General features: G+C 69.7%; 20 protein-coding genes. 11 read left to right on the plus strand and 9 right to left on the minus strand.

All coding sequences use genetic code 11. The features are described 5' to 3' along the window. Positions 1-77: 77 nt before the first annotated feature. Positions 78-1505 (plus strand): non-reducing end alpha-L-arabinofuranosidase family hydrolase, encoded by a 1428-nt coding sequence (locus OHT21_RS13410; protein WP_328768503.1) that lies wholly within the window; start codon positions 78-80, stop codon positions 1503-1505. A 148-nt stretch (positions 1506-1653) separates the two neighbouring features. Here the strand turns inward: OHT21_RS13410 and OHT21_RS13415 are convergent, their stop codons facing one another. Continuing rightward, positions 1654-1866 (minus strand): EF-hand domain-containing protein, encoded by a 213-nt coding sequence (locus OHT21_RS13415; RefSeq protein ID WP_165339153.1) that lies wholly within the window; start codon positions 1864-1866, stop codon positions 1654-1656. Between the two features lie 150 nt (positions 1867-2016). Between OHT21_RS13415 and OHT21_RS13420 the strand changes: the two genes are divergently transcribed. Next, on the plus strand, positions 2017-2664 hold the full coding sequence (locus OHT21_RS13420; RefSeq protein WP_328768504.1) for a GNAT family N-acetyltransferase: 648 nt from the start codon (positions 2017-2019) through the stop codon (positions 2662-2664). 133 nt (positions 2665-2797) lie between these two features. Here the strand turns inward: OHT21_RS13420 and OHT21_RS13425 are convergent, their stop codons facing one another. The 4 genes from OHT21_RS13425 to OHT21_RS13440 all read right to left on the minus strand — a co-directional run bounded on the left by OHT21_RS13425 (position 2798) and on the right by OHT21_RS13440 (position 7209). After that, a complete protein-coding gene (locus OHT21_RS13425) occupies positions 2798-3307 on the minus strand; it encodes an ATP-binding protein (RefSeq protein WP_328768505.1) in 510 nt (169 codons plus the stop codon). A 294-nt stretch (positions 3308-3601) separates the two neighbouring features. Further along, positions 3602-4369: an enoyl-CoA hydratase/isomerase family protein gene (locus OHT21_RS13430; RefSeq protein ID WP_328768506.1), complete on the minus strand. Its 768-nt coding sequence runs from the start codon at positions 4367-4369 to the stop codon at positions 3602-3604. Positions 4370-4522: 153 nt separating this feature from the next. After that, positions 4523-5776 carry a L,D-transpeptidase gene (locus tag OHT21_RS13435; RefSeq protein WP_443050633.1) on the minus strand — a complete coding sequence of 418 codons (1254 nt, stop codon included), beginning with the start codon at positions 5774-5776 and terminating at the stop codon, positions 4523-4525. A 197-nt stretch (positions 5777-5973) separates the two neighbouring features. After that, complete coding sequence (locus tag OHT21_RS13440; RefSeq protein ID WP_443050359.1) at positions 5974-7209, minus strand: Ig-like domain-containing protein; 1236 nt, start codon at positions 7207-7209, stop codon at positions 5974-5976. A 156-nt stretch (positions 7210-7365) separates the two neighbouring features. Here OHT21_RS13440 and glgX point away from each other — a divergent pair, with 156 nt between their 5' ends. Beyond that, a complete protein-coding gene (gene glgX / locus OHT21_RS13445; protein WP_443050360.1) occupies positions 7366-9687 on the plus strand; it encodes a glycogen debranching protein GlgX in 2322 nt (773 codons plus the stop codon). A 580-nt stretch (positions 9688-10267) separates the two neighbouring features. Here glgX and OHT21_RS13450 read toward each other — a convergent pair. The 4 genes from OHT21_RS13450 to OHT21_RS13465 form a co-directional block, all read right to left on the minus strand. Beyond that, entirely contained in the window at positions 10268-12064 is a 1797-nt protein-coding gene (locus tag OHT21_RS13450) for an ABC transporter ATP-binding protein (protein ID WP_328768510.1), read from the minus strand. After that, positions 12061-13851 (minus strand): ABC transporter ATP-binding protein, encoded by a 1791-nt coding sequence (locus tag OHT21_RS13455; RefSeq protein ID WP_328768511.1) that lies wholly within the window; start codon positions 13849-13851, stop codon positions 12061-12063. Before OHT21_RS13455 ends, OHT21_RS13450 begins: the two co-directional genes overlap by 4 nt. Before the next feature lie 253 nt (positions 13852-14104). After that, a complete protein-coding gene (locus tag OHT21_RS13460) occupies positions 14105-16009 on the minus strand; it encodes an ABC transporter ATP-binding protein (protein WP_328768513.1) in 1905 nt (634 codons plus the stop codon). Continuing rightward, positions 16006-18114: an ABC transporter ATP-binding protein gene (locus OHT21_RS13465; protein ID WP_328768514.1), complete on the minus strand. Its 2109-nt coding sequence runs from the start codon at positions 18112-18114 to the stop codon at positions 16006-16008. Before OHT21_RS13465 ends, OHT21_RS13460 begins: the two co-directional genes overlap by 4 nt. 149 nt (positions 18115-18263) lie before the next feature. Between OHT21_RS13465 and OHT21_RS13470 the strand changes: the two genes are divergently transcribed. From OHT21_RS13470 to OHT21_RS13505, 8 genes are all read left to right on the plus strand, one after another. Next, complete coding sequence (locus OHT21_RS13470) at positions 18264-19214, plus strand: ABC transporter ATP-binding protein (protein WP_443050361.1); 951 nt, start codon at positions 18264-18266, stop codon at positions 19212-19214. After that, complete coding sequence (locus OHT21_RS13475) at positions 19211-19948, plus strand: ABC transporter permease (RefSeq protein ID WP_328768516.1); 738 nt, start codon at positions 19211-19213, stop codon at positions 19946-19948. The genes OHT21_RS13470 and OHT21_RS13475 overlap by 4 nt, the downstream gene beginning before the upstream one ends. Positions 19949-19967: 19 nt before the next feature. After that, a complete protein-coding gene (locus OHT21_RS13480; protein ID WP_328774072.1) occupies positions 19968-21215 on the plus strand; it encodes a sensor histidine kinase in 1248 nt (415 codons plus the stop codon). Further along, complete coding sequence (locus OHT21_RS13485) at positions 21205-21840, plus strand: response regulator transcription factor (protein WP_328768517.1); 636 nt, start codon at positions 21205-21207, stop codon at positions 21838-21840. Before OHT21_RS13480 ends, OHT21_RS13485 begins: the two co-directional genes overlap by 11 nt. 399 nt (positions 21841-22239) lie before the next feature. Further along, positions 22240-23895, plus strand: coding sequence for a M4 family metallopeptidase (locus tag OHT21_RS13490; protein WP_328768518.1), 1656 nt, complete (start codon positions 22240-22242; stop codon positions 23893-23895). Between the two features lie 75 nt (positions 23896-23970). Continuing rightward, positions 23971-24489, plus strand: coding sequence for a DUF1990 family protein (locus OHT21_RS13495; RefSeq protein ID WP_328768520.1), 519 nt, complete (start codon positions 23971-23973; stop codon positions 24487-24489). A 65-nt stretch (positions 24490-24554) separates the two neighbouring features. Beyond that, positions 24555-24953 carry a DUF4440 domain-containing protein gene (locus OHT21_RS13500; RefSeq protein WP_328768521.1) on the plus strand — a complete coding sequence of 133 codons (399 nt, stop codon included), beginning with the start codon at positions 24555-24557 and terminating at the stop codon, positions 24951-24953. A gap of 65 nt (positions 24954-25018) precedes the next feature. Then, complete coding sequence (locus OHT21_RS13505) at positions 25019-25390, plus strand: DUF6188 family protein (protein ID WP_328768522.1); 372 nt, start codon at positions 25019-25021, stop codon at positions 25388-25390. The last annotated feature ends 71 nt before the right edge of the window (positions 25391-25461 follow it).

Here is a 25461-nt window from a genome sequence, read left to right on the forward strand (position 1 = left end):
AGGGCCGCACCACACCGGCGTCCGAACAGCCTCACGGGACAAACCGGAGCCGCATGCTCAAGGATGACGAGGTCCTTATGCACAGACGTAGTTTCAGCCACAGACATCCCTCTGCGGTGCTCGCCGCCGTGGTTGCGGCCCTGGCCGCGTTGGCGGCGCTGCTCGTCGCCGGCCCGGCTCAGGCGGCCACCACCAACGACTTGCGCAGTGTTGCTTCCGGCCGGTGTCTCGATGTGGCGGGCTTCAGCCAGACCGACGGCGCGAACGTGCACATCTGGGACTGCCACGACGGAACCAACCAGAAGTGGACGTTGACGGACAGCGACCAGCTGACCGTGTACGGCAACAAGTGCCTGGATGTCCGGGGAGGCGGCACCACGTCCGGGACCCCGGTGCAGATCTGGACGTGTACCGGCACTACGAACCAGCAGTGGCGGGTGAACGCCGACGGCACGATCGTCAGCGTGCGGTCCGGGCTGTGCCTGGACGTCTCGGGCTGGGGTACGGCCAACGGCACGGGGGTGCATATCTGGTCGTGCCACGGCGGCGCCAACCAGAAGTGGACCGGCCTGTCCGGGGCGAGCAACGCGTGTGCTCTTCCGTCGACCTACCGGTGGACCTCGACGGGTCCGCTGGCAGAGCCGGCGAACGGGCAGGTCGCGCTGAAGGACTTCGCCACCACCACGTACAACGGCAAGCACCTGGTCTACGCGACCACCTCCGACGGAACGAAGTGGGGCTCGACGGCGTTCAGTCCCTTCACGAACTGGTCGGACATGGGGGCGGCCACCCAGACCGCGATGAACGAGCCCGTGGCGGTGGCGCCCGAACTGTTCTACTTCGCGCCCAAGAACATCTGGGTGATGGTGGACCAGTGGGGTCAGTGGCCGTTCTACTACCGCACGTCCAGCGACCCCACCAACCCCAACGGCTGGTCCGCCCGGCAGCCGCTGTTCACCGGCAGCTTCCCCGCCGGCGAAGGTGGCGCCCCACTCGACCCGACCATGATCGCCGACGACCAGAACATGTACCTGTTCTTCGCCGGTGACAACGGCAAGATCTACCGGGCGAGCATGCCGATCGGGAACTTCCCGGGCAACTTCGGCTCCTCGTACACGACGATCATGAGCGAAGCGAACAGGGACCTTCTGTTCGAGGCGCCGGAGGTCTACAAGGTCCAGGGCCAGAACCAGTACCTCATGATCGTTGAGGCGCAGGGTTCGAACCGCTACTTCCGCTCGTTCACCGCCTCCAGTCTGAACGGTCCGTGGACCGTCCAGGCCGGCAGCGAGAGCAGCCCCTTCGCGGGCCAGGCCAACAGCGGTTCCACTTGGGCCCAGGGCGTCAGCCACGGTGATCTGGTCCGCAACAACCCCGACGAGACCATGACCATCGATCCCTGCAACCTGCAGTTCCTCTACCAGGGCCTCCCCACCAACACACCGGGGGGCACCGACTACCAGAAACTGCCGTACCGGCCGGGCCTGCTCACCCTGCAGCGCTGACCCGCCTGATCCCCGGTGATCGCGATGGGGTGCGGTCCGCCGACGCGTAGACGAGCTGTCTTCGGCGTGAGCAACTCCACCTGCTGACCGATACCCACCGCCTTGAGGAACCCCAGCCGCGCGTCGGCTGGGGTTCCCCATCCTCGGCTCACTTGTTCAGGTTCGCCCAGAACTCGTCGAACGAGAGGAGCTTGTCGCCGTTGAGGTCCCGGTCGGCGATCACGGTCTCCGCCACGGACTCGGTGACGTTCCAGTCGCCGCCTTGGGCCAGGGCGGTCTTGAACTCGGCGGCGGTGACGAAGCCGTCACCATCCGTGTCAATCCGCTGGAACTGCTTACGTGCTTCCTCGATGTCCGCCACCGGGTGCCCCTTCTTGCTATGTCACTGTCAACCATGTCCTGCTGTCGGAGGTCAGATTAACCGGCGGGCTGGGAACGGAGCGCGGCGACCACCGCGGTGGAGTCCGGGCCTTCCAGCGGGTGGAGACTGAAGCCGGTGAGAGGGGACCTCATGCGTGACACTCTGCGGGACATTCTCGACGCGGCGACCCGTGGGAAGTTCCCGCCCGCGGACGGCGGCGTCACCGTCGTACCGCAGCATGATCGGCGGGACGCCGGCGTCATCGCCTTCACCGCGCACTCCGTTGTCTTCACGGACGAGGATCCGGAGTGGGTGCGTACGCTGTTGCGGTCCCTGGACTGCGATGCCCTCGCGGCGACCATGAACCCGCGGTTCCTGGCCGCGTTCATGGACCGGACGGGGCGTACGACGGACACCATCGATCTGCTGACCGTCGCCACACCCGTGCCGGGTCCGCCGCGTCCCCCGTCGCTCGCGCTGTCCGAGCTTCGCGACCCCGACCATCCCCGGGTCGCCCGCGCCCGCAAGCGGCGTGACGAGGTGCGGGTGTGGGCCGCCGACGGTGGCGTACTCGTCCTGGGGCGTGGGGTGGCGGGGCGGCTTGAGGTCGCGGTCGAGGTGGATGAGTCCGTACGGCACCGAGGGCTGGGACGTGCTCTGGCCTCGGCGGCACGGCACCTCAGCGCGGGCGAACCCGTCTGGGCGCAGCTGGCCGCCGGCAACGCCCGCAGCGTACGGGCGTTCCAGGCGGCGGGGTTCCGCCCGGTCGGGGCGGAGGCGCTGCTCGTCGGGCAGTGAGCCGGGCGGTCGCCCGTGGGGCTCGCTGAAAAATTCAGCCCGTCCGGCGATTGAGGACTGGGGGTACGGGGACTGGCCCCCGAAGCGGGGTCCGGGGCGGAGCCCCGTGCGGCAGTCGCCCGTGCGACGCTCGTCAGTGGTGGTCCGGAGTCACCCGGATCTCGAACCACGTCGTCTTGCCGCGAGGCAGTAGGTCGACTCCCCAGCGGTCGGAGAGTTTGTCGACGAGGGTCAGGCCTCGGCCGCTGACGTCCAGGTCGCGGACGGGCATGAGACAGGGCAGGCCGCGGGAGGGGTCGCGGACCTCGATGCGGATCCAGCCGCGGCGGCTGCGCATGCGGAGGCCGAAGACGCGGGCGCCGGTGTGGCGTACGGCGTTGCCGACGAGTTCGGAGACCAGGAGTACGGCGTCCTCGGTGATCTTCGGGGAGAGTCCCCACTCGCGAAGGACGACCACCTGGGTCAGCCGGCGCGCCGTGGCCGCCGACTCCGGGCGGGACGGCAACGGAACCTCGGCCTGTGTCGGGTTGCCGTACAACTCCAGTGCCTTCAGTGCGCGTTCGTCCTCGACTCCGGGTGACCAACGCGCCGCGGTCGCACTCGCGTGCCGCCGCGGCTGTTCCATACCCTCCAGCCCCGCCATGCCCCCATCATGGCCGCCCAGAACGCCTTTCGGGGCCGTTCCAGAGGAATACGCCCCCGGGAACCTTCCGTTCCAAGCCACCCTGAAGGCATATGCCACGGGTAGTACGCGAGGCGGTGCACACCGATTGACCAGCAAAGACAGCCCAGTTGAGGGCAATCGCCGACGGCCCCCGAGCAGGCGACCTCGAGTTCGACTCAAGGCTCATATAAACCGCCCCATCGGGGGACACCGGCGTACGACGTCGCGTCAACTGCCAGTTGATCAGGGAAAGTTGATCACTCGACAGCTTCGTCAGAGGAACTTGGCCTTCCCCGGCCCCTCCTCCACAAAGCTCCGCATCCCCCGCTCCCGGTCCTCCGTCGCGAACAGCCCCGCGAACCAGTTGCGTTCCACCGCGAGCCCGGTCTCCAGGTCCGTCTCAAGGCCCACGTCCACCGCCTCCTTGGCGGCGCGCAGCGCGAGCGCCGGTCCCTTCGCGAGCCCCGCGGCCCACGCGTGCGCCTGCTCGTACACCTCGGCGGCGGGCACCACCCGGTCCACCAGGCCGAGGGTGAGCGCCTCGTCGGCCCTGACCATACGGCCGGTGAAGATGAGGTCCTTGGCGCGCGAGGGCCCGATCAGCCGGGACAGCCGCTGGGTGCCGCCCGCCCCGGGGATCAGCCCGAGCAGGATCTCCGGCTGGCCCAGCCTTGCGTTGTCCGCGGCGATGCGGTAGTCCGCGCAGAGTGCCAACTCGCAGCCCCCGCCCAGCGCGTAGCCGGTGACCGCGGCCACCACCGGCTTGGGGATACGGGTCACGGCGGTGAAGGAGTCCTGCAGGGCCCGGGACCGTACGACCATCGCCGTATGGTCCATGGCCTGCATCTCCTTGATGTCCGCGCCCGCCGCGAACACCTTCTCGCCGCCGTAGAGAACCACGGCGCGCACGTCCTCGCGACGCGTGGCCTCCTCCGCGAGCTCCTTGAGCCTGTCCTGCGTGGCGACGTCCAGCGCGTTCATGGGCGGACGGTCGAGACGGATCGTGCCGACACCTTCGGCGACTTCGAGATGCACAGTCATGAAGGAACCGTATCGGGGGGGCCTGGGGGTCGCCCCCCGAGGGAAGATGCAGCACGGGGACCAACGACAACGGGGCCGGCGTGCTCCCACAGCACACCGGCCCCGTCACAGCCCATCCGGACCCGTCACGCCAGGCCCGTACGACTCACTCGCCTACCACTTGTCCCACGGCATGTTCCAGCCGTTGAGCCCGTTGTCCGGGTCGATGATCCGGTCGTTGGAGTTCTTCACGATCACCACGTCGCCGACCATCGAGCGGTCGAAGAACCAGCCCGCGGGACTTGAGGAGCTGCCGCCCTTCAGGTCGCGCAGGCCGATGCAGCCGTGGCTGGCGTTGTAGTTGCCGAAGGCGTCGCCGCCCCAGTAGTTGCCGTGGATGAAGGTGCCCGAGGTCGACAGGCGCATGGCGTGTGAGACGTCCTTGATGTCGTACTCGCCGCCGTAGCCGACCGTTTCGCCGTTCATACGGGTCATTTCGTGGCGCTCGGTGATGACCATCTGGCCGTTCCAGGTCTCGTAGCCCGGCTTGCCCGTCGTGACCGGAATGGTCTTGATGACCTTGCCGTCGCGCTTGACCGTCATCTTCTTGGACTTGACGTCCACGGTGGATATCTGGCTGCGGCCGATGGTGAACGACACGGTCTTGGCCTGCTCGCCGTAAACGCCGGGCCGTCCCTCCACGCCGTCCAGGTTGAGGTCGACCGTGACCTTCGTGCCGGGCTTCCAGTATTTCTCCGGGCGGAAGTCCAGCCGGTCGTTGCCGAACCAGTGGCCCTTGACCTCCACCGCGGGCTCCGTCTTGATACGGATGGCCTTCTCGACGTCCTCGGGCTTGGTGATGCCCCGGTTGAAGTTGAGCGAGAAGGGCATTCCGACGCCCACCTTGGAACCGTCTTCGGGCGTGAAGATGCCGATGAAGGTGTTCTTCGGGGTCAGCGTCGTGAAGCTGGACTCTTCGGTCGCCTCGCGGCCTTCGGAGTCCTTGGCCGTCGCCTGCACCTTGTACTTGGTGTCGGACGCCAGGTGGTAGGTGGGCGTCCAACTCGCCCCGCCGTCAGTGATCTTGCCCTCGACGGCCTTGCCCTTCGAGTCCGCGACCTTGACCTCGGTCAGCTTGCCTTTGGCCGCGGATATCTTCAGGGCGCCGTTGGTGTCCACATCGTCGGCGCCGTCCTTGGGCGCTATGGTCACGACCGCCTGCGAGGTTCTGGACTCGGCCTGGTCAGAGCCGCCCTTGCCCCCGTTCTTGTCACCGCCGGAGCCCGAGTTCGAGTCGGAACCCCCTCCGCCACCGCACGCCGTCACGGCGATCAGCAGCACGCCGAGTATCAGCGCCAGAAGCCCCGTACGCCCTGTTCGTCCGCGCCCCCGTGCGCCAACCGACGCCCCCGATATCGGTCGCCCGATCTTCAACTTGCTTCTCCCCTCGCACGGCCCGTCAACCGGGCCCGCACTCCTGCGCGTCGCACGCGCGCACCGCGCCAATCAACCATATGACCAGCAGCGGTGGCTCCCCGTAATTGTCACTTTTCAGTCCCAAGTTCAGCTGAAATTGATCTCGTGTTCTCCCACCTATGTCCTTCTTATGTCCCACCCGTCTCCGCCTAATTCACGGCAGAGCCCGCCTTCCACTCCTTCCATGAGATGTTCCAACCGCCAAGTCCGTTGCCTGGCGCGACCATCTTGTCGTCGCTGTGCACGACTTCGACGACGTCACCGATCAGGCTGCGGTCGAAGAACCAGCCCGCCGGGCTCGCGGAGCTGCCGCCCTTCACATCGCGCAGGCCCACACAGCCGTGGCTGACATTGGCGTTGCCGAACACGCCCCGCGCCCAGTAGTTGCCGTGCAGGAAGGTCCCGGAGTCGGTGAGCCGCATCGCGTGCGGGACGTCCGGGATGTCGTACTCGCCCTTGCCGTCGGCGTCTTCGAAGCCGACCGTGGCGCCGTTCATCCGGGTCACCTCGAGCTTCTCGGTGACCACCATCTTCCCGTTGTACGTCGTCGTCTTGGGGGCGCCCGCCGTGATCGGCACCGTGGCGAGGAGTTCGCCGTCGCGGTGTACCCGCATGGTGTGTTCGGCGGCGTCGACGACGCTGGTCTGGTCGCGGCCGACGGTGAAGGAGTACGTCCGGTTCCCGAGCCCGTACACGCCGGGCGCCGCTTCGACGTGCCGCAGCCGCAGGGCGACGGTGACCTTCGTACCCGGCTTCCAGTACTTCTCGGGCCGGAAGTCCAGCCGGTTCCCGCCGAACCAGTGCGGGCGGATCTCGACGGCGGGACGCGCCCGCACCTGGATGGCGCGCTCGACGGCCGCCCGGTTCTGGACCTGGCGGTTGAACTCCAGCGAGACGATCATTCCCGTGCCGACGGTCGACCGGTGCTCCGGGGTGACACGTCCGATGAGCCGCTCGCCGGGGCCGTACGTCCGCAACCTCGCATGCCGCACCAGCCGCCGCCCGTGCCCGTCGAGGGCGACCGCGTCCACGGTGTACGCGGTCGCCGACTCCAGCCTCCTGTCGCCGTCCGGCCGCCAGGTCATGCCATCTGCTTCGATGCGCCCGGGCACTCGAAAAGCCCGCGCGCCCCGGGACTTGGCGACCTTCACGGACTCCAGGCGCCCGGACGTGACCCCCACCTCCAGCTCCTGGTCGGGGCGTACGGGTCCGCTGCCGGCGCCGGGCCGGATGTGGATCGCCTCCTCGGGTGAGCGGGGCTTGCCGCGCAGGCTGTCGAGCCCGTCGGCCGTGCAGGCCGAGGTCGTGGCCAGCAGCGCTGCCCAGGTCAGTACGACGGCCAGTGCCGACCCTGCGCGTCGCGCGCGCCTGTGTGCATCCATCACGTGCACTCAACGATCTGTCCGGTCGTGGGGAAACGTGAGTGCGAGCCCCGCTCTGGGCAGAACAGTGGGAAGGACGACGCGACGATGAGCCGACATGGCAGGGACGCCGTGAGCTCTTCTTGGCGCCGTTCAACCGAGCCGCTGGAGGTTGAACAGGTGTCGAGCGCACCCGAGCAGGAGGCTGAGCAGCAGGAGGAGCGCGTACCGGGCGACGGGGTGCCCGGTGAGCAGGACCGCGCTCCTGCCAACGGGCTGCCCGTTTCCGCTCCCGAGGGGCGTGCCCCGTCCGCCGTGCTGAACGGCGCGGCGCGTACGGCGCCCGTCATGCCCGTATGGCCAGGTGCCCCGACCCCGCTGGGGGCGCGCTTCAGGGTCGGACCCGACGGTGTCGCGGGCACCAACTTCGCGCTGTGGGCGGGCGGCGCGGAGTCGGTCGAGCTGTGCCTCTTCGACGAGGAGGGTGTGGAGACGCGGGCGCCGCTGACCGAGCTGACGCACGAGATCTGGCACGGTTTCGTGCCGGGCGTGCGGCCCGGGCAGCGGTACGGATTCCGGGTGCACGGCCGCTGGGACCCGTGGACGGGCGCGCGCTGGAACCCGGCGAAGCTCCTCCTCGATCCGTACGCGCGTGCCGTGGACGGCGAGTTCAGTCTGCCGCCCGAGGTGTACGGGCACGTGCGCGACTGGCCTCAGCAGCAGGTCGCGGACACCGTGCGCGACGACCGGGATTCGGCGCCGTACGTCCCGAAGGGCGTCGTCGTCCACGACGACGCACCCGACGACGAATGGGCGGACGACCGCCGCCCGAAGACACCGTGGGCGGACTCGGTGATCTACGAGGTCCACGTGCGCGGCTTCACGCGCCGGCACCCCGACATCCCCGAGGAACTACGCGGCACATACGCGGGATTGGCGCACCCGGCGGCGATCGAGCACCTGGTGAAACTGGGCGTGACGGCGGTCGAACTCCTCCCGGTGCACCAGTTCGCGCACGAGGACCATCTGCTGCGGCGGGGCCTGAAGAACTACTGGGGCTACAACTCCATCGGCTACTTCGCGCCCCACGCGGCGTACGCGGCCTCCGGGACGAGGGGCCAGCAGGTCGGCGAGTTCCGGCGCATGGTGCGCGCGCTGCACGCCGCCGGGATCGAGGTCATCCTCGACGTGGTCTACAACCACACGGCCGAGGCAAGCGAGTTGGGCCCCACGCTGTCGCTCCGCGGCATCGACAACCGCGGCTACTACCGGCTCCAGGAGGACGCCCGCCGGTACGCCGACTACACGGGCTGCGGCAACACCCTGCACGTCGTCCAGCCGCACGTCCTGCGCCTGATCACGGACTCGCTCCGCTACTGGGTGACGGAGATGGGCGTGGACGGTTTCCGCTTCGACCTGGCGGCGGCGCTGGCCCGCTCGATGCACGACGTGGACATGCTGTCCCCGTTCCTGGCGGTCATCGCGCAGGACCCGGTGCTGCGCCGCGTGAAGCTGATCGCGGAACCCTGGGACGTGGGGTCTGGCGGCTACCAGGTGGGGGCGTTCCCACCCCTGTGGACGGAGTGGAACGACCGCTACCGCAACGCGGTACGCGACTTCTGGCGGGGCGCCCTGCCAGACGTACGCGACCTGGGCTACCGCCTGTCCGGCTCCAGCGACCTGTACGCCTGGGGAGGCCGCCGCCCCTATGCCTCCGTGAACTTCGTGACCGCCCACGACGGCTTCACCCTCCGCGACCTGGTGTCGTACGAGCAGAAGCACAACGCGGCGAACGGCGAAGGCAACCGGGACGGCACGGACGACAACCGTTCCTGGAACGGGGGTGTGGAGGGGGAGACGGATGACGCGTCGATACGTGCGCTGCGGCGCCGTCAGCTCCGTAACCTGCTGACGACTCTGCTGCTCTCGACGGGCGTGCCCATGCTGGTCGCGGGCGACGAGTTGGGCCGGACCCAGCGGGGCAACAACAACGCGTACTGCCAGGACAACGAGCTGAGCTGGGTCGACTGGGAGCTGTTGGACGACCCCGAGTGGCGGCCCCTCTTCGACCTCACGTCGCGTCTGATCGCCTTGCGGCATGAGCACCCGGTGCTGCGGCGGCGGGCGTTCTTCTCGGGCCGGGCGCATTCGACGGACGGGCTCCGTGACCTGGCCTGGTTCACGGCGGCCGGCACGGAGATGACGGAGGGCGACTGGTACGCGCCGTCCGCGACGGTCGCGATGTATCTCTCCGGCCGGGACATCCCTGGCCGGGATGGGCAGGGCCGACCGATCGTGGACGACAGCTTCTTGGCTGTCCTCCACGCCGGGGAGCGGCCGGTGGACTTCGTCCTGCCTGGGCCGCCTTGGGCGGGGAGTTATGAGGTGTTGGTGGATACGTCGCTGGAGGAGCAGGGGGTGGCGCCCGGGGTGGTGCATCGCGCGGGGGTACGGATCTCGGTGCCGGGGCGGGCGGTGCTGTTGCTGAAGGTGGTCGGGTGACGTTGCCTCCGGCGGTTGGGCGGATTGGGTTCGTTGTCGGCTGCGGCGCCGTTGTGGCTGGTCGCGCAGTTCCCCGCGGGGTGCCTCCGGCGGTTGGGCGGGTGCGGCGCCGTTGTGGCTGGTCGCGCCAACCCCGCGGGGTGCCTCCGGCGGTTGGGCGGCTGCGGGTCGAGTGTGGCTGGTCGCGCAGTTCCCCGCGCCCCTTGGGTGGTTGGTGGGTGCGGGGCCGCGGTCCGGTGCGTCAGCCCGTCGCCAACAGGGCATACGGCCCCTTGCTTCCACAGGGTTCTGGTGTGCCCAGACCGAAGCTAAGCGACGGGCATACGACGCACCGGCCCACGTCCCCTCCCGCCGGCGGGAGGGTGCCGGTTTCGTCGGGGTGCGGGCTTTTTCGGTTCGCTTGCTCTTCGGGGGTGCGGGCAGTCGCAGGCTGTTTAGGGGCGCGGGGAACTGCGCGACCAGCCACAACGCACCCGCAGCCGCGACACGCAGTGTCACCCACCACCCCCTGGCGGGGGCCGGGGGCGCAGCCCCCGTTTCGGGAAGGGGCGGGGCTGGGGAAAAGTAACCCTCCCCACCTTCAGCCGCCGGACGCCTGCCCATGCCACGACCCCCACAGCGCCGCATACGCCCCACCCGCCGCCACCAAACTGTCGTGCGTCCCCACCTCCGTAAGACGCCCCGCCTCCATGACGGCCACCCGATCCGCGTCATGAGCGGTATGCAGCCGATGGGCAATCGCGATGACCGTCCGCCCAGCCAGCACGGCCGCCAACGCATGCTCCGTATGACGAGCCGTAGCCGGATCAAGAAGCGCAGTCGCCTCGTCAAGGATCAACGTGTGCGGATCCGCCAACACCACCCGCGCCAGGGCCAGTTGCTGGGCCTGTGACCCATCCGGCCGATGCCCGTCGGGCCCCAACTCGGTGTCGAGCCCAGAGCCCAGCTCGGACACCCAGCCCGCACCCACCGCCTCAAGCGCCGCCCACAACTCCCCATCACCAGCGCCCGGTTCGGCAATCAGCAGATTGTCGCGGACCGTACCGAGAAACACATGGTGCTCCTGAGTAACGAGCACCACCTGCCGCCGCAACTGCTCCGGCCCCAGCGCAGCAACCGGCACCCCGCCCACAGTCACCGCCCCAGAACTAGGCGCATCGATCCCCGCAAGCAACCGGCTCAACGTCGTCTTCCCCGCCCCGGAAGGACCGACGATCGCCAGCCGCTCCCCCGGCCGCACCGTCAGGTCCACCCCGCGCAACACCTCGCCCCCACGGTCGTACGAGTACCGCACCCCCGTGACATCGATCCGGTCGTCCTCCGGCGTGGGACAGACCGCCGTCGAGGCCTGCGGCGCCCGCCCCAACCCCTCCACGCGGGCGAACGAAGCGCCACTGCTCTGCAACTGCTCGAGCCGCATCAAAATCGTGTCGAGCGGCGACTCGAGCTGACGCAGATACAGCGCCGCCGCGATCACCGCACCCAGGCTCAGCAGCCCCCGCTCATGCAGGAAGCTGCCCGCCAGCAGCACCCCGGCCACGGGAACGACGTACGAGAACTCCACGACGAGGAAGAACACGGAGCGCAGGTACAGCGTGTACATCCGGGTGCGACGGGACGTCTCCAGCGCATCCCGGCTCGCCGCGATCCGCCGCCCCTGCAGCCCGAAGGCTTCGACCGTACGGGCCCCGGCGGCGGTGGCCGCCACGATCTCGGCGACCTCCGACGTGGCGGCACCCTCAGCGAGATACGCGGCGCGCGCCCGACGCAGATACCAGCGCAGTACGAACCAAATGCCGACCTGCCCGAGCACCGCACAGGCACCGAGCAGCGGATCGAGGAAGAAGACCGCGCCGAGGATGAACAGGCACTGCACCGTGGAGATCAGCAGCTCGGGACCGGCGTCGCGCAGTGTGGTACCCACCTGGGCGACATCGGCCGTGCCCCGCGCGGTCAGGTCACCCGTGCCCGCCCGTTCCACGACCGAGGCGGGCAGCGACAGGGCCCGCTCGACGAACTGCTCGCGCACCCGTGCCAGCGTCCGCTCCCCGAACCGGTGCCCCACGTAGCGGGCCCACCGCGCGAGCAGCAACTGCGCCAGCGCGCACAGCAGGATGGCGAGGGCCAGCCGGTCCACGACGTCCACGCCGCCGCCCGCCCTGACCTCGTCGATGATGCGGCCGAGAAGCCAGGGGCCGACGAGTCCGACGGCGGCGGCCAGCGAGTTCACGGCGAGCACGGCGGTGAAGGCGCGCCCGTCGGCCCGGATCAGCCGCCCGGCCGCCCGCCGCACATCGGCCGGTTCGGCGATGGGCAGCTGACCGCTGGGCTGCTCGGAGTCCTGCCCGGTGGACTTCTTCGAGGTCACCGAAGTCACCGAACGGCCTCCCCTATGCCTGCATCCAAGTCCCCGACCGCGCCCACAGCCGCCTCTCCGTCGATATCCGCGTCCCCGTCCCCGTCCTCGTCCGCATCGCGAGCCACCAGCGCCCGGTATCCCGGCTCCTCATCAAGCAGCCGGCGATGGCTCCCGCTCGCCACGACCTTGCCCTCGACCAGGTAGAACACCGTGTCCGCCCGGTCCAGTACGAGCGGCGAAGTGCTGGTCACGACGGTCGTACGGGCCGCTCGTTCGGCCCGCAGCCGGTCCGCGACGGCGGCCTCGGTGTGGGCGTCGAGTGCCGAGGTGGGTTCGACGGCGAGCAGCACTTCGGGGTCGGCCAGCAGCGCCCGTACGAGTCGTACGCGCTGGCGCTGGCCGCCGGACAGGCTGCGGCCCTGGGCGTCGACGGGCGAGTCGAGTCCGTCGGGCAGGCCTTGGACTATGTCGTCGGCCACGGCCGTGTGCACGGCGCGTGCGATGTCCTCGTCGGCGAGGTCCCGGCTGCCGGACACCAGCTCCCGCAGTGTTCCCGCGAACAGGTCCGCCTCGTTGTCCGCGACCAGGATGCGCTCGCGGATCTGGGCCAGTTGGATCTCGTCGAGGCGTACGCCGCCCCAGGTCGCCGCCGACTCCACGTACCGGCCGAGGCGGTCGATGACGGCCGCGGAGTCGGCGGGGCGGGCGCCGGCCAGCGCAGTCAGCCTGCCGGGTGCCACGCGTACTCCGGACTCCGGGTCGTGCAGCGCCGAGGGTTCCGCGGGGGCGTCCCGGGTGCCGTGGTCGGCGGCCGGTTCCAGGCGGAGGAAGGCTGCGACGCGTCGTGCGGCCACCAGTCCGCGGCTGATGCCGTAGCCGCACTCCACGAAGAACGCCACCATCGGCACCAGGACGGCGACATAGCCGTACACCGATACCAACTCGCCCACGCTGAGCTGCCCTTGAGCCGTCAGCCGGGCCGCCAGCCAGGTCACCACGGCGAGGAACACCGTCGGCAGTCCGATGCCGAGTGCCTGGAGCCAGCTGGTCACCGCCCCGACCCGGTAACCCTGGGCCCGCAGTCGCTGCGAGTCGCGGTGGAAGGCGTCGGCCACCAGGCCTTTGCCGCCCAGGCCGTTGAGGACGCGCAGTCCGCTCGCGAGGTCGCCGATGCGCGCGGTCAGCACGCTCTGCCGTTCGCGGTACGTGGTCTCCGTGCTCTGCAGCCGCCCGAGCAGCGGGCCGGCGATGACGGCGATGACCGGGATGCCGAGGAGGATGACTCCGGCGAGGAGGGGTGAGAGCGTCAGCAGCAGCCCGGCGACGGCCAGGTAGGCGACGATCGCGCCGACTCCGGGGCCGACGACGGTCAGGGAGCCGCTGATCGTCTGCACGTCACCGACGCCGATCGTGACGACCTCCCCGGCACCGGCCCGGCGGGACAGCGCGGCGCCCAGCCGGACCGCGTGCCCGACCACGACCTTTACCGTGCGGAAGTTGGCGTCCATCCGGAGCCTGGTCATCGTGCGGTGCCTGATGATGCTCAGCCACGAGTTGAACGCCCCCATGCCGAGCAGGGCCGCGGACCATCCGATCAACGCGGCCCGGTCGCCCGGCTCCAGACCGTCGTCGATCGCGCGGGCCACCAGATACGGCGCGAGCGCCATCAGCACTAGCCACACGCTGGCCAGCAGCGCCCCGGCGGCAGACCGGCCGGGCTGGACCCTGACCAGCCACCACAGATACCGGCCGCCGCTTCGGCAATCGGGCGTACCCGGATCCCCGTACGCATCGATCTGCCCCACCCCTCGACCACCCTCCCCATCGACCGTCCGCTGACATGCCCCGCCACCGCTCTGCAGCAGACCAGGCTCATCAGTCGGATTAGCGTTCCGTAGCGATCCTGTGGCAGGCTGTCACGCGCACGCCCGGCGCCCAGGCGACGTCGGGCACCCTCCTCGGTGAGGTCTCGCGACCTCACCGACCAGCGTCCGGAGGGACGTGCCACGAGGGCTGACGGCTCCCGCCGTTCAGCACCAGGGCACGAAGGCGATTGGCTCACATCCCTGAGGAACATGGGGGATCCCTACGCCAGTCAGAGACGCTGTCCCGCCACGCCTGGTGCAGGTCCGCGAACCTGCCAGGCGCGGCGACGAGTTCGGCGGGCGAGCCGTCCTCGACGATGCGCCCGTGTTCCATCACCAGCACCCGGTCGGCGATCTCCACCGTCGACAGGCGGTGCGCGATGACGACCGCCGTGCGGCCCTTCAGGACGGTCGACATGGCGCGCTGGACGGCCCGTTCACCGGGGATGTCCAGTGAGCTGGTCGCCTCGTCGAGGATCAGGACCGCCGGGTCGGCGAGCAACGCCCGGGCGAACGCGACGAGTTGGCGCTGACCTGCCGAGATACGGCCGCCCCTCTTACGTACGTCGGTGTCGTAGCCGTCGGGCAGGGCGGCGATGAAGTCGTGGGCGCCGAGGGCCTTCGCGGCGCGCTCGATGTCCTCGCGGGTGGCATCGGGGCGGCCGATGGAGATGTTCTCGGCGACGGTGCCGGAGAAGAGGAAGGCCTCCTGGGTCACCATCACCACACCGCGCCGGAGTTCGGGCATGGCGAGGTCGCGCAGGTCGACGCCATCCAGGAGGATGCGGCCTGCCGTGGGGTCGTAGAAGCGGGCCAGGAGTTTGGCGAGCGTCGACTTGCCGGCGCCCGTCGAGCCGACGACGGCGACGGTCTGTCCGGCGGGCAGCGTCAGGTCGAAGCGCGGCAGCACCTCGCCGCCCGTGCGGTAGCCGAACCGCACGCCGTCGAAGACGACCTCGCGGCCCGGCTGTGCGGAGGCGAGCGCGGGCAGGGGCTTCGGCTCGGCGGGCTCCGGCACGGTGGGGGTCTGGGCGAGCAGGCCCGCGATCTTCTCCAGTGAGGCGGCGGCCGACTGGTAGGAGTTGAGGAACATGCCCAGCCGGTCGATGGGGTCGTACAGGCGGCGCAGATAGAGGACCGAGGCGGCCAGTACGCCGAGCGCCAGCGACTCCGATGCCACCCGGTACGCGCCCCACAGCACGATCGCCGCGACCGTCGTGTTGGCGACCAGCCGGGACTTGACGACGTAGCGGGCCATCTCCAGCAGGGCGTCGCCGTTCTTGCGCTCGTGCCGGTGGTTGAGGACCCGGAACTCCTTGTCGTTGGCGTCCTCGCGGCGGAAGGCCCGTACCGGCCGGATGCCGTTCATCGTCTCGGCGAACTTCACGATCACGGCGGCGATCGCGGTCGAGCGGACAGCGTAGACGCGGCCCGCGCGGCGCCGGTACTGCCGGATGAACAGGTAGAGCGGCGCGAACGACGCCACAGCCACCGCCCCGAGGCCCAGGTCGAGCCAGAGCAGCATCGCCGAGATGTAGACGAAGGAGATGATGACGGTGATGAGTTCCTGGAGGCCTTCGTCGAGGAGTTCGCGCAGGGACTCGACGTCCGTGGTGGAGCGGGAGATGAGGCGGCCCGAGGTGTAGCGCTCGTGGAAGTCGATGCTCAGCGCCTGGGCGTGGCGGAAGATCCGGCCGCGCAGGTCGAGCAGTACGTCCTGGTTGACGCGCGCGGACGCGGTGATGAACGCGTACTGGAGCCCGCCCGAGGCCAGCGCGCACAGCAGATACCCGACCGCGACCGCGATCAGGGGCCCGTGCCGGTTGTCGCGGAACGCGGGTACGGCACTGTCGATGGCGTACGCCACGAGCAGCGGGCCCGCCTGCACCGCCGCCTGCTGGAGCAGGAGCAGCAGGGAGGTGAGGGCGACGCGCGCCTTCATCGGGGCGAGCAGGGAGCGCAGCAGGGCGGCGGTCGCGCCCGGTGGGGTGGGGAGGGCGTCGCGGTCGAAGGCATCGGCGGCCTCCGGGGGGTTGCCCGCGGGCTGGTCCTTGCGCGGTTCCTGGTCCGGCGCGGTGGTCGTGGGCGCCGCGGTCATCGGTGGTCCTCCTTTTCCGCGACGGTCTGGCCGTACGCGCCGGTCTCGTCGTACGCGCCGCTCTCGCCGTTCGCTTTCGGGTGGCCGACTTCCGGGTCGCCGACTTCCCTGTGATCGGCTTCCGGAGGTTCGGCCTCCGGGTGTTCCGTGCCGGACATCAGACGGGCGTACTCGGCGTTCGTGCGCAGCAGTTCGTGGTGGGTGCCGATCGCGGCGATCCGGCCCTCGGAGAGCAGGGCCACGCGGTCGGCGAGCAGGACTGTGGAGGGGCGGTGCGCCACGATCAAGGCGGTCGTCTCCGCGAGTACGCGGCGCAGGGCGGCCTCGACCGCGGCCTCCGTGTGCACGTCAAGCGCGGAGAGCGGGTCGTCGAGCACGAGGAAACGGGGGCGGCCCACGACCGCCCTGGCCAGCGCGAGCCGTTGCCGCTGACCGCCGGAGAGGCTGAGGCCCTGCTCGCCGACCTGGGTGTCGGTGCCGTGCGGGAGGGCGTGGGTGAAGTCGGCCTGCGCGATGGCGAGGGCCCGCTCCAACTCCCGCTCTCCCGCGTCAGGTTGGGCGCCCATGAGGACGTTCTCCCCGACGGAAGCCGAGAACAGGGTGGGCTCCTCGAAGGCCACCGCGACCTTGGAGCGCAGCTCCTCACGGGGCATCGCCGTGATGTCCTCGCCGTCCAGCGCGATCCGGCCCGACGTCACCTCGTGGAGACGGGGGACGAGGGCAGTGAGGGTGGTCTTGCCCGAGCCGGTCGCGCCGACGAGAGCCATGGACTCACCGGACCGGATGTGGAGGTCGATCCGGTCGAGTACGGGAGGGGAGTTGGGCGGGGCGTCGGGGTAACGGAAGGTGACTTGGTGGAACCGTAGGCCGTCTGCGCGCCCCGAGTTGGTGCCGACCGCGGGGAGTTTGCGCAGCTCGGCGCCACGAGGTGCCGCTTTCTGTGGGACGGGTTCCGCCCCAGCGGCACGACTGCCCGCAGCTACGGCGGCCGCGGACGGGACCCCACTCCCCTCGCTCTTCGGGCTCCCCGTACTCTCCGGCTCCGCGTCCATCACCTCGAAGTACCGCTCCGTCGCCGTAGCCGCCTCCTGCGTCATGGCCAGCAGGAACCCGATGGAGTCGACCGGCCAGCGCAGCGCCAGCGCGGTGGAGAGGAAGGCGACGAGCGTGCCCGCGGACAGCGCGCCGTCCGCGACCTGCACCGTCCCGAGGACCAGCGCAGCCCCGATGGCCAGTTCGGGCAGCGTCATGATGACGGCCCAGATCGCGGCGAGCAGCCGGGCCTTGCGCAGCTCGGTGCCGCGAAGCGTCCCCGACAGCTCCCGGAAGGCCCGCGACTGGCTGCGGTGCCGTCCGAACCCCTTGATGATCCTGATCCCGAGGACGCTCTCCTCGACGACCGTCGTCAGATCGCCCACCTGGTCCTGCGCGAGCCGCGCCACATCGGCGTACCGCTTCTCGAAGACGGAGCACACGACGATCACGGGCACGACAGGCCCCAGGATCACAAGGCCGAGCGTCCAGTCCTGCCACAGCATGATGATCACGCCGACGACGATGGTCACGCCGTTGACCAGCAGGAACGTCAACGGAAAGGCCAGGAACATACGCAGCAGCATCAGATCCGTCGTGCCCCGCGACAGCAGCTGGCCCGAGGGCCAGCGGTCGTGGAAGGCGACCGGCAGCCGTTGCAGATGCCGGTACAGAGCCGCCCGCATCGACGCCTCGACACCGGCCAGCGGCCGGGCCACCAGCCACCGCCGCAGCCCGAACAGCAGCGCCTCGGCGAGCCCGAGCGCCAGCAGAACCAGCGCCCCCAGCCACACCCCGTGCGGATCCCGGCCGGCCACAGGACCGTCCACGATCCACTTCAGGACGAGCGGGATCACCAGCCCCATGCACGAGGCGAGGATCGCGACGAACGCCGCGGTGAACAGCCGCGCCCGCACGGGCCGTACGTACGGCCACAGGCGCAGCAGAATCCGTACGACGGAACGGTCGCCGTCGCGGCGACCGGCGAGTTCGGGGTCCTTGGGATCCTCGGGGTCCTTGAGGTCCTTGTCCGTGAGGTCCTGGTCATTGGGGGCTGTGGGTGTGGTGGCCATCAGTAGTGAGCCTACGGATCGGCACTGACACCGCCCACCGAGTTTCGGCCGGTCCTGCGCTCGTCCGGAGGACCTAGGACCGGCCCGACCTGCACAGTCGTAGGCCCGTATCAACCGATCGGTTGATGTCTGTTCGAGCGAGACGGCCGATGTGCGGCACCCCGGCCGCCCGGGACCCTCGAGGCATGACCACCACCCGACCCGTCATCGAAGTCAGCGGACTGCGCAAGTCGTACGGAGGAAGGGCCGTCGTCGACGGGATCTCCTTCGCCGTCGAGGAGGGGGAGATCTTCGGCATCCTCGGCCCGAACGGCGCCGGCAAGACGACCACCGTGGAATGCGTGGAGGGCCTGCGGATCCCGGACGCGGGCCGCGTACGCGTCACCGGCCTCGACCCCGTGGCCGACCACGACGCCGTCAGCCGCGTCCTCGGCGCCCAGCTCCAGGAGAGCGAACTCCAGGAGAAACTCACCGTCCGTGAGGCGCTGGAACTGTACGCCGCCTTCTACCCGAGGCCCGCCGACTGGCGCCCGCTCGCCGAACGCCTGGGCCTCACCGGCAAGTTGGACGCCCGTTTCGGCAAGCTCAGCGGCGGCCAGAAGCAGCGCCTGTTCATCGCGCTCGCGCTGATCGGCGATCCGAAGGTCGTCGTACTGGACGAACTGACCAGCGGACTCGACCCGCGGGCCCGCCGTGACACCTGGGAGCTCATCGAGGACATCCGCGCGAACGGCGTCACCGTCCTCCTCGTCACCCACTTCATGGAGGAGGCGCAGCGCCTCTGCGACCGGATCGCGGTCATCGACCAGGGCCGGATCGCCGCGCTGGACACGCCCCGCGGCCTGATCGCCCGCGCCACGAGCGCCACCCTCATCAGCTTCACGCCCTCGGTCCCGCTCGACGAGGGCGAGCTGGCCGCTCTGCCCGCCGTGGCCTCCGTCGAGTGCAAGGACGGCCGGGTCACGCTCGGCGGCACCGACGAGACCGTCAACGCGGTCATCACACTGCTCGCCCGGCGGCACATCACGGCCCATCAACTCCGTGTCACCGACGCCACGTTGGACGACGCGTTCCTCGACCTGACGGGAGTCGCACGATGAGCAGCACCGCCGTACTGAAGACCGAGGCCCGGCTCTTCGGCCGCGAACCCGGCGCGAACTTCTGGATCCTGGCGTTCCCCACCCTGGTCCTGGTGATCCTCGGCAGCATCCCGGCGTTCCGCGCCACCCAGGACGACCTCGGCGGCCTCCGGATCATCGACCTGTATGTACCGGTGGCGGTGCTGCTCGGCATGATCGTGGCCGGCCTGCAGTCCCTGCCGCCGGGCATCACCGGCTACCGCGAACGCGGCATCCTGCGCCGTATGTCGACGACTCCGGTACGCCCGAGCGCGTTGCTGTCCGCACACATGGGACTGCACGGCGCCGCCGCCATAGTGTCCGCGCTGCTGGCGCTCTCGGTGGGCCGGATCGCGTTCGACGTGGCGCTGCCGCGCCAGCCCTTCGGATACGTGCTGGCGCTGCTGCTCGCCGTGGCGGTCGCCCTCGCCATGGGCGCCCTGATCTCGGCGCTGGCCCGCACCTCGAAGGCGGCGACGGCCGTCGGTACCGCGGCGTTCTTCCCGAGCATGTTCTGCGCGGGTGTCTACATCCCGGTGCAGACGATGCCGGATGTCCTCGTCCGCATCGTCGAGTTCACCCCGTTCGGCGCGGCGGTCCAGGCTCTGAACGAGGCGGCGGCGGGGGACTGGCCGGGCTGGGACCACCTGGGGGTGCTCGTCGGGTGGACGGTGCTGCTCACGGCGGGGGCCACGCGCTGGTTCCGCTGGGAGTAGGGCTGTGCAGACTGAGCGTATGGCGGCGGTGCGGGGGAGCGAGCAGTGGTGGGCCCGGTTCGAGCGGTGGGGGCCGTACGCCCTGCTGGGGACCGGGCTCGTCATCTCCGGCGCCACGAGCGACGTGATCCCCATGGACCGGGTGGCGTGGACCACCGTCGCGCTGCTGGTCCTCGCCGCGCTGGGCCTTGAGGTCTGGTCCGGGCGCGTGGTGCGCGGCCCGTCCGTCGCCGGCATCTGCTACTTCTTCGCGCGTTGGACCATCGCCTTCGTCCTCACCTGGCTCAACCCGTTCTTCGCCTTCTACGCCATCCTCGGCTACTTCACCGCGGACCGGCTGCTGCCCCGGCCGCTGGTGAAGGCGGGGCTCTTCGCCACCGCCGTCGTCATGGCAGGTTCGAACATCGGCGGCATGTCCAATCTGCGGTCGTGGGCAGCCTGGGCGGTGTTCGCGGCGGTGCTCGGCGCGCACATCGGGCTGACCGCCGTGTTCTCCCGGTTCGCCGAGAAGGAACAAGAGCAGGCCGACGCTCAGGCCGCCACCATCGCCGAACTCGAGCGCACCAACGCGGCGTTGCAGCAGGCCCTCGACGAGAACGCCGCGCTCCACGCCCAACTCCTCGTCCAGGCAAGGGAAGCAGGCGTCGCCGACGAGCGACGCCGGCTCGCCGCCGAGATCCACGACACCATCGCCCAGGGCCTGACCGGCATCATCGCCCAGCTCCAGGTCGTCGCGAACGCCCCCGACCTGCCGACCGCCCGCACCCATCTCGATCGCGCCTCCGCCCTGGCCCGCCACAGCCTCGGCGAGGCCCGCCGCTCCGTGCAGAACCTCGCGCCCGTGGCCCTGGAGCACGACGGGCTGCCCCAGGCGCTGAAGAAGACGGTCGCCGAATGGGCCGAACGGACGGGCGTACGCGCCGAGTTCACCACCACGGGCACCGCCGAGCACCTGCACGAGGAGGTCTCGGCGACCCTGCTGCGCATCGCCCAGGAGGCCCTGTCCAACGCCTCCCGGCACGCCCAAGCCGGCCGCCTCGGCGTCACCCTCTCCTTCATGGGCGACGAGGTCGTCCTCGACGTACGGGACGACGGCCGCGGCTTCGACCCCCTGACGCTCCCCTCCCGCAACGGCCACGGCGGCTTCGGCCTCGACGGTATGCGCGCCCGCGCCGAACGCATCGCGGGCTCACTGACGGTGGAGTCCGAACCAGGGCACGGTACGGCGGTGTCGGCTCGCGTACCGTTGGTGCGCCATGACCGATGACGCCACCATCACGCTCCTCATCGTCGACGACCATCCCGTCGTACGGGACGGTCTGCGCGGCATGTTCGAATCGGCACCGGGATTCACGGTGCTGGGCGAGGCGTCGAACGGCGTGGAAGCCGTAACCCTGGCCCAATCCCTCGACCCCGACGTCGTGTTGATGGACCTCCGCATGCCCGGCGGCAACGGCGTGGAGGCCATCGCCGAGCTGACCAGGCAGGGCGCCCGCGCCAGGATCCTGGTCCTGACGACGTACGACACGGACTCCGACACCCTCCCCGCGATCGAGGCGGGCGCGACGGGTTACCTCCTGAAGGACGCCCCGAGGGACGAACTCTTCACGGCGGTCCGCGCGGCGGCGGAGGGCCGTACGGTCCTGTCTCCAGCGGTGGCGTCCCGCCTGGTCTCAGCAGTCCGAACTCCCGCGGGCGAGCCCCTCTCGACCCGCGAACGCGAGGTCCTGACACTGGTGGCGAAGGGCACCTCAAACCGAGAGATCGCCCGAGTCCTCTTCATCAGTGAGGCCACAGTCAAAACACATCTCACCCACCTGTACGCCAAGTTGGGGGTCAAGGACAGGGCTGCGGCTGTGGCGGTTGGGTACGACCGGGGCATTCTGGGCTGAGTGCAGGACGGCATCCCCTCCGCCGCCGGGGGCGGGAGCGCCCTTTAGGGGCGCGGGGCTGTGACATATGCGGCTCCGCCGCGATGGGGGTCCCCCCCCGCTCGAGCGCAGCCGAGAGTGGGGGAGCGACAAGCCACAACGAACCCGCACGCGCCCACGAACCCAACTCCCCACCCCGGTAGGCGCCGCCGCAGGCGAATACAGGCGCGCGCCGCAGGGCGAAGGGCCTGGACGATTTCTGGCCAACATCCGTTCGCCCCACTGACATGTACGCGTCCCACCTGGCACTCTTCACCTCACGCGGCACTCCCGCACAGCTGCCGCAGGCACCCCGCACCGCCCCTTCCCCCGTCCGACGGGCCACCCACGCCTGTCGAGACCCCCCACAAAGGAGCTTGCGTGACCCCCCTCTACGCGCGTCACAAGCGCACCACTCTGGCCATAGCCACCGCCGTCGCGGCCGGAGCCCTCCTCACCGCCGGTCTGACCACCGGCGCCACCGCCCAGTCCCCCGCCGAGCCGTCCGGCTCCACCGGCGCGCAACTCGCGGCCGCCCCCGTCCAGTTGACCCCAGCAGCTCGCACAAGCCTGATCAAGAAGGCCGACGCGGCGACGACCGAAACGGCAGACGACATAGGCCTCGGCACCAAGGAGAAGCTGGTCGTCAGAGACGTCGTCAAGGACGCCGACGGCGCCACGCACACCCGCTACGAGCGGACGTACGACGGACTCCCCGTCCTCGGCGGCGACTTGGTGATCCACGAGACCAAGTCCGGCAAGACGGAGGGCGTGACGAGGGCGACGAAGGCCGACATCAAGGTCACCGACGTCACGCCCGACATCGCCAAGTCCACCGCGGAGAAGCAGGCGTTGAAGGCCGCCAAGGCGGAGGGCAGCAAGAAGTCCGCGGCCGACAAGGCGCCCCGTAAGGTCATCTGGGCGGCGAGCGGCAAGCCGGCCCTCGCGTACGAGACGGTCGTCGGCGGCTTCCAGCACGACGGCACCCCGCAGGAACTGCACGTCATCACGGACGCCACCACGGGCGAGAAGCTGTACGAGTGGGAGGCGATCCAGACCGGTACGGGCCACAGCCAGTACAGCGGCGACGTCACCATCGGCACCTCGCTGTCGGGCTCGACGTACCAGCTCAACGACCCGACCCGGGGCGCCGGCAAGACGTACAACCTCAATCGCGGTACGTCCGGCACCGGCACCCTCTTCACCGACGCTGACGACACCTGGGGCACGGGCGCGGCCTCCGACGCCCAGACCGCCGCCGTGGACGCGCACTTCGGCGCGCAGGTCACCTGGGACTTTTACAAGAACGTCCTCGGCCGCAGCGGCATCAGGAACGACGGCAAGGCCGCCTACTCCCGCGTCCACTACGGCAACGCGTACGTCAACGCCTTCTGGTCCGACGGCTGCTTCTGCATGACGTACGGCGACGGCGCGGGCAACGCGAAGCCGCTGACGTCGATCGACGTGGCGGCCCACGAGATGACGCACGGCGTCACCTCCAACACCGCGGGCCTCAACTACAGCGGTGAATCAGGTGGGTTGAACGAGGCGACGTCCGACATCTTCGGCGCGGCGGTGGAGTTCTACGCCGACAACTCGAAGGACGTGGGCGACTACCTGATCGGCGAGAAGATCGACATCAACGGCGACGGCACGCCGCTGCGCTACATGGACAAGCCCAGCAAGGACGGCAAATCGGCCGACGCCTGGTCCTCCAGCCTGGGCGGCTTGGACGTCCACTACTCGTCGGGCCCGGCGAACCACTTCTTCTACCTGCTGAGCGAGGGCAGCGGCACCAAGACGATCAACGGAGTCACCTACGACTCCCCCACCTCCAACGGCTCCACGATCACCGGCATCGGCCGCGACAAGGCGGTCCAGATCTGGTATAAGGCGCTGACCGAGTACATGACGTCGACAACGAAGTACGCGGGCGCCCGCACGGCGACACTGAGCGCGGCAAGCGACCTGTACGGCGCAACGAGCACGGAGTACAAGGCGGTTCAGGCAGCCTGGGCCGCGGTCAACGTGAACTGATCCCAGCCACTCACGCACACACATGGGCAGCCCCCGAAAAGAAGGCGTTCCGGGGGCTGCCCTACGCTGCTCCCCATGCCCTCCACGGAAACGCCCTTCACGTACGAGGACGTGGGCGCGACCCGCGAGAACCGCACCCCGCCCGGCTACCACCCCCTACACGTCAGAACCCGCATCGGCGAGGGCCGCAGGGTCTTCGAGGCCTCATACCAGGCAGTCCTCACCTGGGAACTCCACCGAGCAATGGGCGTAGGCATCACCACAGAAGCCCCCAAGGCGGCCCCCGGCGTAGAACTGACGGTCACCCTCGCCGGCTTGATCAAGGCCCCCTGCCGAATCGTCTGGACGGTAGAAGAACCCCGCCAAGCCGGCTGGGCCTACGGCACCCTCCCCGGCCACCCCGAATCCGGCGAGGAAGCCTTCCTGGTCGAAATGACAGGCGACGGCACGGTCTGGCTGACGGTCAGGGCCTTCAGCCGCGCGGCAAAGTGGTACGCGCGAGCGGGGGGCCCGGCTACGCGGGGGCTGCAGCATGCGTATGCACGGAGGTGCGGGGCGGTGTTGCGGCGGTTGCACGGGGGTGACGAGGTCTAGTACGGCCACTCTCCGCATTCACTGGTGGCGGCAGGGCGAACCGGTGCCGGTGCTACGGTCCCCGTATGTCCAAGGCCGAGATCGACGGCGTCACCGCCGAGTTCTTCAGTGCGTTCGACAACAGGGGCGGCAAGGCCGCAGATGTGGATCGGGTCCGCCGACTGGTAGTGCCTGGGGGCATCCTCATCAAGGCAGGGCCGGAGTTCATGGTGTACACCGTGGAGGAATTCATCGAGCCACGCCAACAGCTGCTGGCCGGGGGCCGACTGGTGAACTTCAACGAGTGGGAGACTGCGGAGCGCACCGAGACGGTCGGCGCCATCGCATCGCGGTTCAGCGAGTACCGGAAATCCGGGGTCTTCGATGGCGTGCCCTTCGAGGGCGGCGGGACGAAGGCGATGCAGTTCGTACTCACCCCGGATGGCTGGCGGATCGCTGCGATCTCCTGGTGTGACCGGCCCTGAGGTCACAAGCCGCACCGCGCACGAAACCTACGCGAGGCGCTGGCGCTCTACTTCGAGGATGTCCGATGAATCTGAACCTTCGAGGTGAAGCAGTCATCCGCGTCTGCTTTGACGCGGCTCTCACCATCCTGACCAATGGGGATTGTGAACTGCGCGTCGAGGGTGAGGCGGTTCTTCACGTTCCGGTCGGGGATCGTGTGGCTTTCGATCCGTGTACGCCGGACATTGTGGCTCCCTCTCTCGTCCGACTGGCTCGTGACGTGATTTCTCAGGCCGAGGTGGGAAATTCCGGGGAGCTTGCGATGGAATTCGAGAGCGGCGTGAAACTGACTGTCCAGCCCGATGACGACTATGAGGCCTGGGGACTTGTCGGGCCGAAGAGAAGGCGAGTTGTCTGCACGCCCGGAGGGGAGATCGCGGTGTGGAGCGAGGAGTGAAGGAACGCAGGGGTCGGGAAGCTCCCGATGTTGTCGGCCAAGCCTCACCGGGCAGGGGGTTGGTCCGGGAA

This window comes from Streptomyces sp. NBC_00286 (genome assembly GCF_036173125.1).
Lineage (GTDB): Bacteria > Actinomycetota > Actinomycetes > Streptomycetales > Streptomycetaceae > Streptomyces.